This window comes from Paracoccus sp. SSJ, from assembly GCF_030234105.1.
Taxonomy (GTDB): Bacteria; Pseudomonadota; Alphaproteobacteria; order Rhodobacterales; family Rhodobacteraceae; genus Paracoccus; species Paracoccus denitrificans.
The window spans coordinates 62,384-76,975 of the sequence record NZ_JASSPE010000020.1 but is presented as its reverse complement, the minus strand read 5'-3'; the positions used below and the strand labels follow the sequence as shown (position 1 = coordinate 76,975).

Here is a 14,592-nt window from a genome sequence, read left to right as displayed (position 1 = left end):
GCAGGGCACGGCGCAGGACATCGTGCTGCGCCCGGCCGACGATTACGTGGCGAATTTCGTGCAGCATGTCGACCGCGGCAAGGTGCTGAAGGTCGGCGCGGTCATGCTGGCCCAGCACGGCTTCGACAGCCTGCCCGAGGCCGCCATCGCCCCCGAGGCCACGGTCGCCGAGGCGCTTCAGCACATGGCGGCAAACCGCCTCCAGGCCCTGCGCGTCCAGGACCCCCAAGGCCAGACCATCGGCGTCATCCCCTTCCAGGATGCGATCAACGCATATACAGGGAGCAAGGGGGAGGGGGCCGAATAGGCGCCCCGTGCCGACGGACTCGCGGCGGGGCGGCGTTCCGGGCTAGGATCGGGCAGCAGGGAGATGGGAGGGCCCAGGCGATGCATCTCGATCCGACGGCCGATCTGGGGACGCATGACGTTCTGAACCAGCCGGCGGACCCCGGCGACCGCGACCTGTGGCGCGATGATCCGCTGCTGCGCGCGATGCTGGCGGCGGGTGGCGCGCCGCTCGAAGGGCTGGCTCGCTATGGCGCGCTGCTGGGCCGGGCCGGGATGCGCGACGCCGCGCGCGATGCCAACCGCCATCCGCCCGAGCTTGTCCTGTTCGACAGCGGCGGCAGGCGGCTGGACGAGCTGCGCTTTCATCCCGCCTGGCACCGCTTCATGCAGGATTCCATCGCGGCCGGCTATCATTCGGTGGCATGGGAGGGCGGGCCGGCCGGCCACCTGACCCATGCCGCCATGGTCTATCTGGCCAGCCAGGTCGAGCCGGGCCATTGCTGTCCGCTGACCATGACCTATGCCGCCGTCCCGGTGATCTCGGCGGCCGGCGATCTGCCCGGCGATTGGCGCGCGGCGCTTCTGTCGCGGCGCTACGATCCGGCGGTGCGGCCGCTGGCGGCCAAGCTGGGCGCGACGCTGGGCATGGCGATGACGGAAAAGCAGGGCGGCTCGGACGTGCGCGCCAACACCACGCGGGCCGAGCCGGACGGCGCCGCCTGGCGGCTGACCGGGCATAAATGGTTCTGCTCGGCGCCGATGTCGGACGGGTTCCTGACGCTGGCGCAGACCGGGCGCGGGCTGACCTGTTTCCTGGTGCCGCGCTGGCTGGAGGAGGGGCGCAACGCCATCCGCATCCAGCGCCTCAAGGACAAGCTGGGCAACCGCTCGAACGGTTCGGCCGAGATCGAATACCAGCGCGCCCTGGCCTGGCGCATCGGCGAGGAAGGGGACGGCATCCGCACCATCGTCGAGATGGTGCATCACACGAGGCTCGACACCGCCATGGCGCCGGCCGGGCTGATGCGGGCGGCGCTGCGCGAGGCGCATCACTGGGCCGCCTGTCGCAGCGCCTTTCAGCGCCGGCTGATCGACCAGCCCCTGATGCGCGCGGTGCTGGCCGATCTGGTGCTGGACTGGCAGGGCTGCCTGGCGCTTGGCCTGCATGTCGCCGCCAGCTTCGACGGCCGGGGCGCCGAGGATCGCGCATTCGCCCGCATCGGCGTGGCGCTGGCGAAATACCTGTCGAACAAGCTTTGTCCGCAGGTCGTCGCCGAGGCGATGGAGGTGCTGGGCGGCATGGGCTATGTCGAGGATACGCCCCTGCCGATGCTTTACCGCGAGGCGCCGCTGAACGGCATCTGGGAAGGTTCGGGCAACGTGATCTGCCTCGATGCGCTGCGCACGCTGGCGCGCGAGCCGCTGGCGGCCGAGATGCTGGCGGCGCGGCTGGATGCTGCCAAGGGGCTGGAGCCGGCCTATGACGCGGCGCTGGCCGCGCATCGCCAGTGCTGGGGCGGGGGCGTGCCCGAGGCCGAGGCGCGCTGGTTCGCCGAGCGCAGCGCGCTGTTGCTGACCGCCGCCGTGCTGCTGGCCCACGGTGATGCCGATCTGGCCGGGGCTTTCGTGCGCACCCGTCTTGGCGCCGAGCGGGGCCGCACCCCCGGCACCATTCCCGCGACCCTTGCCGAGCGCATCCTGGCCCGGGGGTTTCCGGTGGCGGAGTGATGCCGGTCAGCGCGACAGGTAGAAATCGGCGGCCCTGCCGACGGCGATTTCCATGTCGGGCGAGGCGCCGGCCATCACGTCCAGCGCGGCATAATCGGCAAGATCCAGCCCGCTTTCCTGCTCGATGGCGCGGATCGGCACCTGGCTGTCGCGGAAATCGCCAAAGACGAAACGCCCGCCCGCCGGCCGGGGCAGGTAATCCATCTGCGAGCGCCGATAGCCGATGGTCGTGAGTTCCCCCGTCCCGGCATGGACGAAGGCCAGGATCTTCCAGAAGGCGATGGGGATCCGGCGATTGTAATAGACCGGGTCCTGGGCCGAGAGCATGGGGCCGGTGATGACCGCCACCTTCAGGTTGGCGCGGTCGGTATTGTCCAGGACGTAATCTTCGAGCGCAAGCCAGATGCCAGCGTTGAAGCCCTGCCGCTGCGGGGCGGCGTTGGTGATGTGGAAGGTGTCGGCATCGGCCTGTCGCGCGATTTCCGGCGTGCCCCAGTTCGGATCCTCGCGCCGGGTCATGTGGCCGCGGCTGAACAGGCCCTGCCGGTCGTGGCCATAGGCTTCGCGCAGGTTCTGCACTTGCGGGTCGATGCGCGGGTCGCGCCGCCAGACGTCGCTGCGCGGCACGTTGCGCTCGGACTGGCTGCCGTCGATATTGCAGGCGCTGTAAAGCGGCAGGGCACGCGAACGCGACATGCGGACCGAGAAATGGGTATAGCGGATCTCGGTCTCGTCCCGGCCCGGATGCCGGGCCTCGGGGATCAGGCCGACCAGGTCATCCGCCCAGCGGCCCGGGCCGGGCAGGGGCAGGGGGTGATCCGGCAAGACGAAGCCCGGGTCGTAGCCCGGGCGGTCGCCATAGCTTTCCAGCGGCAGCATCGCCTCGCTCACCCGCAGCGGGTCCAGCCCGGCGGGCGGGCCGAAGCCGTGCCGCATCAGCGCAACTGCGCCTTGTGCGGGGGATTGAGCCGAAAGATCTTTTCCTGCGCCAACTGCCAATGGGCAAGATCGCCCAGGCATTTGCGCACCTGGGTCATGCTGCCCCTGACCCGGATGGTGCCCGGCACGACCTCTTCGGCGGGCAGCGGCTTCAGCTGGTCCAGCACCTCGGCGGTTTCCTCGCGGCTGGGGTCGCGGTCATCGGAATAGACGAGCACGCAGCTCGGGGACTTCTTGTGTTGCGCCTTCATGGTCATCACCTCTGGGCCATCAACTCTGGTCGATCAGGCCGGCGCCTTCGTATTCGGGGCCGAAACCGATCGGAACGGCGTGGCTGTTCGCCATCTTCATAATGTCGTCGGAACGCTGCTGGTTGCGCTCTGCCGAAAGGATCTCGGGGGTGCGGGACAGCAACCGCGCCATCAGCCCGGCCACGGCGGGACAAGCCATCGAGGTGCCGTCCATCACCCCTTTCGAGGTCTTGTTGACCCAAGATATAATCCCCACCCCCGGTCCGATAAAGTCCACTTCCGGTCCGATATTGCTGAATCTGGCGAAAAAGCGGTCCTGGATGGGGGCGGGATCGTCTGCGACGTTGCGCCCGGTGATCGCGCCTTCGGGCCAGGCGTTCAGCATGCCGCCGGCCGAGACCGCCGCCACCACGCCCGAGCGCGCGGGGTATGAGACGGGCGACATGTAGTCGTTGCCGGCCGCCGCGACGCAGACCACGCCCAGGGCGCGGGCGCGGCGCACCTCGCGCGAGATCGCGATCGGCTCCGAGGACTGGCCCAGGCTCAGGTTGACGATGTCGCAGCCGTCCTCGACGGCCTGGCGGATGGCGCGGGCGATGGCGAATTCGCTGGCTCCGCCGTCGCCCTTTTCAAAGACGCGATAGGAATGCAGCGCGACCCCCGGTGCGACCCGCGCCACGATGCCGGCGACATGGGTGCCGTGGCCGGTGCCGTTGTCGAACCATTCGTCGGCGGGCTCGGTCCCGGTGGTGTTCAGCCCGCGTTCCAGGTTCAGCCCCTTGGCGGGATCGACGCCGGTATCGACGATGGCGACGCGGACGCCGCGCCCGTCGGTTTTTTTCGCCGGTGCCAGCATCCGCTCCAGCCCGTCGGCGTAATCGTCCCGGATCGGGATCAGGGACAGGGTCAGGCCGGTCACGCCCTCTGCCTCGACGGGAATGTCCTCGGCGCCGCCGGGCCAGTATCCGGCCAGTGGCTGGCAGATCACCGCATCGATCCGGGTCTGGCCGGCGGGCAGGGGCGTGCGGAACCGCCCGTCCTTGTCCGTCACCGCATCCGAGATGCCGAAGCCGCGCCTCCTGTCCAGCACCACCACCACCGACGCCCCGGCGACCGGCTTGCCGCTGGCCGCATCCACGCAGCGCAGTTCAAGCTCCTTGGCCGAGCGGAAGGCGGCGGGCTTGGCCTCCTTGCGGATGATGTTGAGCCGCCCGTAGCGCAGCGGATAAAGCCGCAACTCGCGCCGCACGCGCAGGCCGGGATAGGCGCGCTGCAATTCGCGCGCCTGCTCGGGCGTCATGCTGACGAGCGAGGCTTCGTTCTCGCCGATCGAATCGAGCAGCCGGATGCGGCCGACCTCGGTATCCAGAAGCCGCAGGCGCGGCCTTATCGTCGGCGCCGAGCCCTCGCAGGCGCCTCGCGCCGTGCTGTCCGCGGGCTTTGCGCCCGATGCGCGGAACAGCTGCCGGTGCATGGCGCGGAACAGCCGGAAACTGGTGGTTTCCATGCTGTCGTTGAAGACGTTGTCGTCGGGGACGATCACATAGCGGGCGGTCTTTCGGGACATGCGCATCTGCTCCTTCCTGCAATCACAAGGCTACACCTTTGACGCAGTTTCGCCAGATGCGGTTTGCGGCCCGGCTGGCAGATGCGCCGGGCCGTGCCGATCAGCCGCATTTCGAATGGCCGCAGGAGGGGCAGGTCATGCAGCCCTCGATCATGCGCATGCCGTATTGGCCGCAGGCCGGGCAGGCCGGGCCGCGCGGGCGTTCGCCCACCGCCATGACCTCGGCCTTGGGATCGGATTTCAGCCCCATCCCTTCGCCGGCCAGGAACCCCGTGGCGATCATGTGCCGCTCGATCACCCCGCCGATGGCGGCGAGGATCGAGGGCACATAGCGCCCCTCGATCCAGGCGCCGCCGCGCGGGTCGAAGACCGCCTTCAACTCCTCGACCACGAAAGACACGTCGCCGCCGCGCCGGAACACGGCCGAGATCATCCGCGTCAGCGCCACGGTCCAGGCGAAATGCTCCATGTTCTTCGAGTTGATGAACACCTCGAACGGCCGGCGATGCCCGCCCTGCACGATGTCGTTGATGGTGATATAGATCGCGTGCTCGCTGCCGGGGAATTTCAGCTTGTAGGTCGCACCCTCCAGCGCTGCCGGCCGGTCCAGCGGCTCGGTCAGATAGACCACGTCGGCGCCCTTGTCGGCCTGCGGCGCCTCCTCGGTCTTTTCGCTGACCGACAGGACCGAGCCGGTGACCTCGTTCGGCCGATAGGTGGTGCAGCCCTTGCAGCCCTTGTCCCATGCGGCCAGGTAGACGTCCTTGAAATCCTCGAATGAGATGTCCTCGGGGCAGTTGATGGTCTTGGAGATCGAGCTGTCCACCCATTCCTGTGCCGCCGCCTGCATGGCGACATGGTCCAGCGGCGCCAGCGTCTGGGCGTTGACGAAGTAATCCGGCAGCGGCGCGTCGCCCTTGAGGTCGCGCCACATCTGCACGGCGTAATCCACGACCTCCTCCTCGGTGCGCGAGCCGTCCTTTTGCAGCACCTTGCGGGTATAGGCATAGGCAAAGACCGGCTCGATGCCCGAGCTGACATTGCCGGCGTAAAGGCTGATCGTCCCGGTTGGCGCGATGCTGGTCAGCAGCGCGTTGCGGATGCCGTGCCGGGCCACCGCCTCGCGCAGATCCGCATCCATGCGGCGCATGAAGCCCGAGGCCAGGTATTTCTTGGCGTCGAACAGCGGGAAGGCGCCCTTTTCGCGGGCCAGATCGACCGAGGCCAGATAGGCCGAGCGCGCGATGGCCTTCATCCACACTCGCGTCTGCTCGACCGCGTCGGCTGCGCCATAGCGCAGGCCCAGCATCAGCAGCGCATCGGCCAGCCCGGTGACGCCCAGCCCGATGCGGCGCTTGGCCTGCGCCTCGGCCGCCTGCTGCGGCAGCGGGAATTTCGAGGCATCGACGACGTTGTCCATCATCCGCACCGCGGTGCGGACCAGTTCGTCCAGCGCCTCGGGGTTCAGGCGCGCATCCGCGGTGAAGGGCGCCTCGACCAGCCGGGCAAGGTTGACCGAGCCCAGGAGGCAGGCGCCATAGGGCGGCAGGGGCTGTTCGCCGCAGGGGTTCGTCGCCGCGATGGTCTCGGCATAGTTCAGGTTGTTCTGCTGGTTGATGCGGTCGATGAAGATCACGCCCGGCTCGGCATAGTCATAGGTCGCGCGCATGATGCGGTTCCACAGGTCGCGCGCCCGAACGGTGTGATAGACCTTGCCGCCGAATTGCAGATCCCAGGGGCCGTCGGCCTTGACCGCCTCCATGAAGGCATCCGTGACCAGCACCGACAGGTTGAACATGCGCAGCCGGGCGCTGTCCTGCTTGGCCTCGATGAAGGCCTCGATGTCGGGGTGGTCGCAGCGCATCGTCGCCATCATCGCGCCGCGGCGCGAGCCCGCGGACATGATGGTGCGGCACATGGCGTCCCAGACATCCATGAAGGACAGCGGTCCCGAGGCGTCGGCGGCCACGCCCTTCACCTCGGCCCCGCGCGGGCGGATGGTGCTGAAGTCGTAGCCGATGCCGCCGCCCTGCTGCATGGTCAGCGCGGCCTCTTTCAGCATGTCGAAGATGCCGGCCATGCTGTCGGGGATGGTGCCCATGACGAAGCAGTTGAACAGCGTCACCTCACGCCCGGTGCCGGCGCCGGCAAGGATGCGGCCGGCGGGCAGGAACTTGAAATCCTCCAGCGCGGCATAGAAGCGGTCCTCCCACAGCGCCGGATCCTTTTCGACGCGGGCAAGGTCGCGGGCGACGCGGCGCCAGCTGTCCTCGACCGACAGGTCGGCGGGCTGGCCGCCGCTGTCCTTGAGCCGGTATTTCATGTCCCAGATCTGTTCGGCGATAGGGGCTGAGAATCGGCTCATGGCGGGCGTCCTTGGTTCGTGGTCTGAAATGGCAAGCGGGTCTTATACAGCCGCACCCGCCCGGTTGAAGTCGGAAAAAGAGGAGAGGTTGGAATATAAGCGAAACCGGCGCAGATTTCCAGATTTTGCGTGCAGGCCGGCCGGCCGCGCAACCTATGGGGCAAGCTATTGCGCTTGCCCGCCGGTCAGTTCGTCGATCACGTTCTGCCACAGGCCCGCCGGCTGTGCGCCGGTGACGACATGGGTGTCGGCGACGATGAAGGTCGGGACCGAGGCGATGCCGCGTTGCCGGGCATGCATCTCGCGGCTGGCGATCTGGTCGCGGTCCTCGGCCTTGGCCAGAAGCCGGCGGATCATCCCGCCGTCCATGCCGGCCTTTTCGCCGATGAGGGCGAGCACGTCGGGGTTCGAGATGTTCCTGCCCTCGCGCCAATGCGCCCGCATCAGGCCGGACATGACCGGGGTCTGCACGCCCTCCAGCCCCGCCCAATAAAGCAGGCGATGGGCGTCGAGCGTGTTCGGCACCCGCTCGATCAGCGAGGGGTTGATCCAAAGGCCCAGCCGCTCGCTGGCCTCCATCACCGGCTTCATGGCGGCGAGGATGCCCTTCTCGTCGGTGAATTTCATCTTCATGTAGGCGACGTAATCCATGCCCGCCTGTGGCATCTGCGGGTCCAGGCGAAAGGGCTGCCAGGTGATGGCGAAGGGGTGGCCGGGCCGCCTTTCCAGCGCCTGGTCCAGTTCGGCTTTGCCGATCATGCACCAGGGGCAGACCGGATCGGCGAAGATGTCGAGGCGCACTTGGCCGGGAAGGGGGTCGGTCATTCAGCGATCCTTGCGATGGATGTCGCGCAGGGCGCGGCGGTTGATCTTGCCCGTCGGCGTGCGGGGCAGGGCGGGCAGGCGGATGTATTCGCGCGGCTGCTTGTAGCGCGCAAGCGTGGTTTCGGCCTGCTGACGCATCGCCTCGGGTCTGGCGGGGCCGGTCCAGAAGGCGGCGATGATGCTGAGGCCGGGACCGACCGGCAGTTCGGCGGCGGCGACGTCCCCGGCATCGGGCAGGGCCGAAAGCGCGTCCTCGACCTCGCCCGGCGCGACGCGAAAGCCGCCGGCATTCATCATGTCGTCCGAGCGGCCCAGCGTGCGGATCGCGCCCTCGGGCGTCGCCTCGGCAAGGTCGCCGGTCAGGAACCAGTCGCCCTGGAAGCGGGCGGCCGTCTCTTCGGGCTGGTCGAGATAGCCCAGGAACAGGCCGGGATCCGAGCGGTGGACGGCAAGGATGCCGGGCGTTCCGGGCGGAGCTTCGGCGCCGGTTTCGTCCAGGATGGCGATGCGGCGGCCGGGCTGGGGAAAGCCTGCCGTGCCCTCGGGCGCCGGCCGGGCGGGGCTGCCGGACAGGAAGGTCGAGCATTCCGACATGCCCATCGCCTCGTGCAGGTCGGTGCCGGTGCGCGCCTGCCAGTCGCGGCGCAACCCGGGATCGAGCCTTTCGCCGGCAGAGAGGCCGTGGCGCAGCCCGGCCCATGGCTGCCATTCGGCGCGCAGCATGCGGCGAAAGACGCCGGGCGCGGCGGCAAGGATGGTGGCGCCGTGGCGGCTGGCGATCAGCGGGATCTGCTCGGGCGCGACGCCTTCGGCCGGGATCAGCGCGGTGGCGCCGATGGTCCAGGGATCCATGAGCCCGGTGCCGAGCGTGAAGGTCCAGTTGAAGGCGCCGGCATGCAGCAGCCGGTCCTGCGCGGTCAGCCCATACCAGCCCTGAAACATCATTTGGCGGGCAAGGATGGCGCGATGCGCATGGCAGACGGCGCGCGGCTGGCCCGAGGTGCCCGAGGTGAAGACGATATAGGCCAGGTCGTCGGGTGCGGCCTGCGCGAACCCGGCCGGCGGCAGCGCGGCGAAATCGGCGAGCTGTGCGGCAGGCAGCACCGGGGCCGGGTGGTCGGGCAGGGCGATACCGTCGTCGGCGACGATCATCGCCGGGCGGATCGCCGCGGCGATCTTGCCGATCTCGGGCGCGGTCAGCATCGGCGATGTCGGGACCGGGATGATGCCCGCGGCGATGGCGCCGAGATAGGTCACGGGGAAGCCGGGATTGTTTCCCAGCCGCATCAGCAGCCGGTCTCCGGGCGCGAGGCCGGATTGCAGAAGGCCGGTCGCCGTGCCCAGCACCGCCTGGCGCAGCCGGGCATGCGACCAGCGGTCGGCACGGCTGAGCCCCAGGACCGACATGGCCAGCCTGTCGGGTGCGGCAAGGCCCGCGCGCAGCACATGTTCGGCCAGATTCATCCCGTCATCCCCTGTGGTTCAGGCTTGGGGATAGAGGCTTGCGGCGCAGGTGGGAAGGGGGCTCCGCCCCTTCGTGGGACCGCTCCCGGGCGAGGTCGGTCCCGTGTCTGCCGGGATGTTTCACAAGGGGAAACCGGAGAGGTGCAAATGAAAGCGGCCGACACCTGATGGGCCGGCCGGTTCCGAAATTCCGGGTGTCGCCGAATCAGAGCAGCTTCAGGTCCGAGGCCGAGCTGCGGCCGTCGCGGCCGGACTGCAGTTCGTAGGCGATCTTCTGGTTGTCGTTCAGGCCGGTCAGGCCGGCGCGCTCGACCGCCGAGATATGGACGAACACGTCCTTGCCGCCGTCATCGGGTGCGATGAAGCCATAGCCCTTGGTGGCATTGAACCATTTTACGGTGCCGGTAGCCATTATACCGTCTCTCCTTCAAGTCCTCCCGGGGCGAGATTGCGCCCGGGCCGTGCAGCCCTTTCCCGTCAAGTCCGGCTGCCCCGTGAAGGGAGGCGGTAGAAAGTCGTGCTCACGCGGACGAGAGGATGAACGATTCCCCGAAAAACGCAAGTGCGAATGCGCCACGCAAGATGACGTAGGGTCATCTTGCGCGTTCACATCGGCAAATTGTCGCCAAACCGGGACGCTTAGCGCAGATCCGGCGGGGTAGCCTCGGCCCGCAGCGTGGCGATGGCCGATTCGAGGCCGTGGCTTTCGCTGCCCTGGCGGTCGAGCCGGCGGACCGAGACGCTGCGCTCCTCGACCTCCTTCAGGCCCACGGCCATGATGACCGGCACCTTGCCGACCGAATGCTCGCGGACCTTGTAGTTGATCTTTTCGTTGCGGGTGTCGGCTTCGGCACGCAGCCCGGCGGCGCGCAGCGCGGCCACGACCTCGTGGACGTAATCGTCGGCGCCCGAGACGATCGAGGCGACCACGACCTGGCGCGGCGCCAGCCACAAGGGCAGCTTGCCCGAATAGTTCTCGATCAGGATGCCGATGAAGCGCTCGAAGCTGCCCAGCACGGCGCGGTGCAGCATGACCGGCATGTGCTTGGCCCCGTCCTCGCCGACATATTCCGCCTCGAGCCGCTGCGGCAGGTTGAAGTCGCACTGGAAGGTGCCGCATTGCCATTCGCGGCCGATGGCGTCGGTCAGCTTGAAGTCCAGCTTCGGCCCGTAGAAGGCGCCGTCGCCGGGATTGACCTCATAGGGCAGGTCCAGATGCTCGATGGCGCCTTTCAGCGCCGCCTCGGCCTTGTCCCAGATCTCGTCGGAGCCCACGCGCACATCCGGCCGGGTCGAGAGCTTGATGTCGAATTTCTCGAAGCCGAGATCCTTGTAGACCGAGGAGAGCAGGCCGATGAAGCCGGCGCATTCCGCCTCGATCTGGTCCTCGGTGCAGAAGATATGCGCATCGTCCTGGACGAAGCCGCGCACCCGCATCAGCCCGTGCATCGAGCCCGAGGGCTCGTAGCGGTGGCAGGAGCCGAACTCCGCCAGCCGCAGCGGCAGGTCGCGATAGGATTTCAGGCCCTGGTTGTAGACCTGGACATGGCAGGGGCAGTTCATCGGCTTGAGCGCGTTGATGCGCTTTTCCTTGGCGCCTTCCTCGTCCACCTCGACGATGAACATGTTCTCGCGATAGGCTTCCCAATGGCCGGATTTCTCCCACAGGATGCGGTCCACCACCTGGGGCGTCTTGATTTCCTTGTAATCGGCGCGGATCAGCCGGCGGCGCATATAGGCCTCGAGCTCGCGATAGATCGACCAGCCGTTCGGGTGCCAGAACACCATGCCCGGCGCCTCTTCCTGGAAGTGGAACAGCTCCATTTCACGGCCCAGCTTGCGGTGGTCGCGCTTGGCGGCCTCTTCCAGCATGGTGAGATGGGCCTTGAGGTCGTCGCGGTTGCGGAAGGCCACGCCGTAGATGCGTTGCAGCATCGGCCGCGAGGCGTCGCCCAGCCAATAGGCGCCGGCGACATGGGTCAGCTTGAAGGCATCGGCCGGCACCTGGCCGGTATGCTGCAGATGCGGGCCGCGGCAGAGATCCTGCCAGTCGCCGTGCCAATACATGCGGATCGGCTCGCCCTCGGGGATGCGGTCGAGGAGCTCGATCTTGAAGGGCTCGCCCTGCGCCTCGTAATGGGCGCGCGCGCGGTCGCGGTCCCAGACCTCGGTGCGGACCGGGTCGCGGGCGGCGATGATCTGCTTCATGCGCTGCTCGATGGCGCCCAGGTCCTCGGGCGTGAAGGGTTCGGCGCGGTCGAAGTCGTAGAACCAGCCCTGGTCGCGCACCGGGCCGATGGTGACCTTGACGTCCGGCCACAGCTCCTGCACGGCGCGGGCCATGATATGGGCAAGGTCGTGGCGGATCAGCTCCAGCGCCGGCTCGCTGTCCTTCATGGTGTTGATGGCGATGCGGCCGCTGGCCGCGATCGGCCATTGCAGGTCGATATGCTGCCCGTCGAGGCTGGCCGAGATGGCGTTCTTCGCCAGGCTGGGGGCGATGGAGGCCGCGACCTCGGCGGCGGTCACGCCTGCGGGATAGTCGCGCGCATTGCCATCGGGAAAGGTCAGGGAGATCTGGGACATGGAGTCCTCCTCGTCGGTTTGGCGCCCACGGAACGCCCGGTTGCGGGTATGTCGCGCGGGTGTGGCGCGATTGCCGGGCGTTGTCAATGCGGCTAGGGTCGCGGGGGGCTTTGCGCCCCCCGTCGCGCGGGCGCGCGACTCCCCCGCAGAGTATTTGGGAAACGGAGAAATGACGCAGTTTCTGGAAGGGCCGCAGGGGCGGCGCATCGCCTATAACCGGATCGAGGGGCAGGGGCCCGGCGTGATGTTCCTGGGCGGTTTCCGCTCGGACATGCAGGGCACCAAGGCGCTGTGGCTGGAGGACTGGGCGCGCGCGCGGGGCAGGGCCTTCCTGCGTTTCGACTATTCGGGCCACGGCGAGTCCTCGGGCATGTTCGAGGAGGGGGCGATCGGCGACTGGTTCGCCGATGCCATGGCCGCGATCCGGGGCCTGACCGAGGGGCGGCAGGTGCTGGTCGGTTCCTCGATGGGCGGCTGGATCGGGTTGCTGCTGGCGCGGACCATGCCCGAGCGGCTGGCCGGGCTGGTGACGGTGGCGGCCGCGCCGGATTTCACCGAGCGCGGCTATTGGGTCGGGTTTTCCGCGGCCGAGCGCGCCGCCTTGCTGGAGCGGGGCCGGGTCGAGCAGCCCAGCGACTATGGCGACGCGCCCTATGTCATCACGCGCCGGCTGATCGAGGACGGGCGCGACCATCTGGTGCTGGACCAGCCCCTGCCCCTGCCTTTCCCGGTGCGTTTCCTGCAAGGCACCGAGGACGCCGACGTGCCGATGTCCTGGGCATTGGACCTTCTGGCCCATGGCAAGGGCGAGGACATGCGGCTGGTGCTGGTGAAGGGTGCCGATCACCGCTTCTCGACCCCCGACTGCCTGGCGCTGATCGGCGATGCGCTGGACGAGGTGCTGGCGCGGGCGGGATGAGAAGGGCGCGGCCCATCGGCCGCGCCTTGTCCCTGCGGGTGGTCAGACGGCGATCTTGGCGTCCTGTTCCGAAAGGTTGGTCACGCCGCAATCGACCGGGACGGGGCCGCCGCGCCGTCGCTTGCGCTGGCCCGTCGGCTGCAACTGCTCGTCGATGAAATCCAGCACCAGCGGGCGGATGTTCAGCCGCCAGCTCTTGCCGGCGAAGATGCCGTAATGGCCGGCGCCGGGCTCGAGGTGCTGGGTCTTGCGGCTTTCGGGCACGCCGGTGCAGAGCGCCAGCGCCGCGACGCATTGGCCCGGCGCCGAGATGTCGTCATTGGCGCCCTCGACCGTCATGACAGCGACATCGGTGATCTTGCCCAGGTCCACCGGCTTGCCGTTCACGGTAAAGCAGTTCCGCGCGATCTCGCGTTCCTTGAAGATGCGCTCGACCGTCGAAAGGTAGAATTCGGCGGTCATGTCCATCACGGCGAGATATTCGTCGTAGAAGGTGTTGTGCTTGTCGCCTTCGGAGCCCTGGCCGCGGGCCTCGGCGAAGATCTTGTCGAGGAACGCCTTGGCATGGGTCTCGGCATTCATGGCGATGAAGGAGGAAAGCTGGGCGAGGCCCGGATAGACCATGCGCCCGGCGCCGCGATACTTGAAGCCGACCTGCTGGATCATCAGGTAGTCGAGCTCGCCCATGGTGATGCGGTTGCCGAAATCGGTCACTTCGGTCGCCGCCGCGTCGGGGTCGATCGGGCCGCCGATCAGGATCAGCGAGCGCGGCTGGGCCTTGGGATCCTCCTCGGCCAGCAATGCGGTCGCGGCCAGGGCCAGCGGCGCGGGCTGGCAGACGGCGATCACATTGGTGTCGGGGCCGAGATGGCGGATGAAGTCGACCAGATACTGGGTGTAGTCGTCGACGTCGAACTTGCCGCAGCTGACCGGAATGTCACGGGCATTGTGCCAATCCGTCACATAGACTTCGCAATCGGGCAGCAATGATGTGACCGTGGTGCGGAGGAGAGTGGCGTAATGGCCCGACATCGGTGCGACCAGCAGAACCTTGCGCGCCTGGGGCGCGCGGCGGGCGACGCGGAAATGCACCAGGTCGCCGAAAGGCCGCTCGATCACCGGCTCGATATAGACGACGTGGTCCTGGCCGTCCTCGGAAACGACGGGCGGGATTTCCCAGTCCGGCTTGATGACCATGCGCGCAAAGCTGCGCTCGGTCACCCGGCCCCAGGCCGACATCAGCTTGAACAGCGGATTGGGCATCAGCGCAAAGGCCGGGTAGGAGGAAAGCGCACGGGCGCTGGCCCCCATCCATTCGTTGGTGTTGCGGATCGTCTCCATCGCGTCATAGGAGATGATCCCTCTCAAACCCTTGTACGTCGTCATTGCAACCTTCTCCCATGAACCCGCCGGATTCCGCCCTGCCGGGAAAGGACACGGCTTTACCTGCGTATTGTGCTGGGCATAATGATTTTACGGTTCAGGGAGGATTGTCAATTATGGCGGGCAAGGACAAAAAACCGGAAGTCGAAGCCGGGGCCGGCGATGCGGCCAAACCGCGCAAGGCTCGCGGGACTGGGGCAAAGGCCCGATCCGCGGCCAAGGTCGCGAAACAGGACCCGGCCCCCGCCGATTCGGAAGCGCCGGCGCGCGGCCGCCG

11 protein-coding genes and 1 pseudogene are annotated in these 14,592 nt (G+C 68.0%); 3 read left to right on the top strand and 9 right to left on the bottom strand.

The window, feature by feature from the left end; all coding sequences use genetic code 11:
* Both QPR87_RS19110 and QPR87_RS19105 read left to right on the top strand, forming a co-directional pair.
* Nucleotides 1-307 (top strand): annotated as a pseudogene (locus QPR87_RS19110) (proline/glycine betaine ABC transporter ATP-binding protein); the annotation flags it as partial.
* A gap of 80 nt (nucleotides 308-387) precedes the next feature.
* The gene (locus QPR87_RS19105; RefSeq protein ID WP_285050856.1) at nucleotides 388-2,016 is read left to right on the top strand and encodes an acyl-CoA dehydrogenase family protein; all 1,629 of its coding nucleotides are present in this window, start codon (nucleotides 388-390) and stop codon (nucleotides 2,014-2,016) included.
* Nucleotides 2,017-2,022: 6 nt separating this feature from the next.
* Here the strand turns inward: QPR87_RS19105 and QPR87_RS19100 are convergent, their stop codons facing one another.
* The 8 genes from QPR87_RS19100 to thrS form a co-directional block, all read right to left on the bottom strand.
* The gene (locus QPR87_RS19100) at nucleotides 2,023-2,952 is read right to left on the bottom strand and encodes a DNA/RNA non-specific endonuclease (RefSeq protein WP_285050855.1); all 930 of its coding nucleotides are present in this window, start codon (nucleotides 2,950-2,952) and stop codon (nucleotides 2,023-2,025) included.
* Complete coding sequence (locus QPR87_RS19095) at nucleotides 2,952-3,206, bottom strand: hypothetical protein (protein ID WP_128492982.1); 255 nt, start codon at nucleotides 3,204-3,206, stop codon at nucleotides 2,952-2,954. Before QPR87_RS19095 ends, QPR87_RS19100 begins: the two co-directional genes overlap by 1 nt.
* A 19-nt stretch (nucleotides 3,207-3,225) precedes the next feature.
* Nucleotides 3,226-4,773 carry a S8 family serine peptidase gene (locus tag QPR87_RS19090; RefSeq protein ID WP_285050854.1) on the bottom strand — a complete coding sequence of 516 codons (1,548 nt, stop codon included), beginning with the start codon at nucleotides 4,771-4,773 and terminating at the stop codon, nucleotides 3,226-3,228.
* 100 nt (nucleotides 4,774-4,873) lie between these two features.
* Nucleotides 4,874-7,138, bottom strand: a complete 2,265-nt coding sequence (locus tag QPR87_RS19085; RefSeq protein WP_285050852.1) for an adenosylcobalamin-dependent ribonucleoside-diphosphate reductase — start codon at nucleotides 7,136-7,138, stop codon at nucleotides 4,874-4,876.
* A 165-nt stretch (nucleotides 7,139-7,303) separates the two neighbouring features.
* A complete protein-coding gene (locus tag QPR87_RS19080) occupies nucleotides 7,304-7,963 on the bottom strand; it encodes a DsbA family oxidoreductase (protein ID WP_285050851.1) in 660 nt (219 codons plus the stop codon).
* Nucleotides 7,964-9,427 carry a class I adenylate-forming enzyme family protein gene (locus QPR87_RS19075; RefSeq protein WP_285050850.1) on the bottom strand — a complete coding sequence of 488 codons (1,464 nt, stop codon included), beginning with the start codon at nucleotides 9,425-9,427 and terminating at the stop codon, nucleotides 7,964-7,966.
* A 205-nt stretch (nucleotides 9,428-9,632) separates the two neighbouring features.
* A complete protein-coding gene (locus QPR87_RS19070) occupies nucleotides 9,633-9,839 on the bottom strand; it encodes a cold-shock protein (RefSeq protein ID WP_011747293.1) in 207 nt (68 codons plus the stop codon).
* Between the two features lie 227 nt (nucleotides 9,840-10,066).
* A complete protein-coding gene (gene thrS, locus QPR87_RS19065) occupies nucleotides 10,067-12,013 on the bottom strand; it encodes a threonine--tRNA ligase (protein ID WP_285050848.1) in 1,947 nt (648 codons plus the stop codon).
* 169 nt (nucleotides 12,014-12,182) lie between these two features.
* Here thrS and QPR87_RS19060 point away from each other — a divergent pair, with 169 nt between their 5' ends.
* On the top strand, nucleotides 12,183-12,932 hold the full coding sequence (locus QPR87_RS19060) for an alpha/beta fold hydrolase (protein ID WP_285050846.1): 750 nt from the start codon (nucleotides 12,183-12,185) through the stop codon (nucleotides 12,930-12,932).
* Nucleotides 12,933-12,974: 42 nt separating this feature from the next.
* Here the strand turns inward: QPR87_RS19060 and phaZ are convergent, their stop codons facing one another.
* Complete coding sequence (gene phaZ, locus QPR87_RS19055; protein ID WP_414153783.1) at nucleotides 12,975-14,318, bottom strand: polyhydroxyalkanoate depolymerase; 1,344 nt, start codon at nucleotides 14,316-14,318, stop codon at nucleotides 12,975-12,977.
* Nucleotides 14,319-14,592 lie beyond the last annotated feature (274 nt).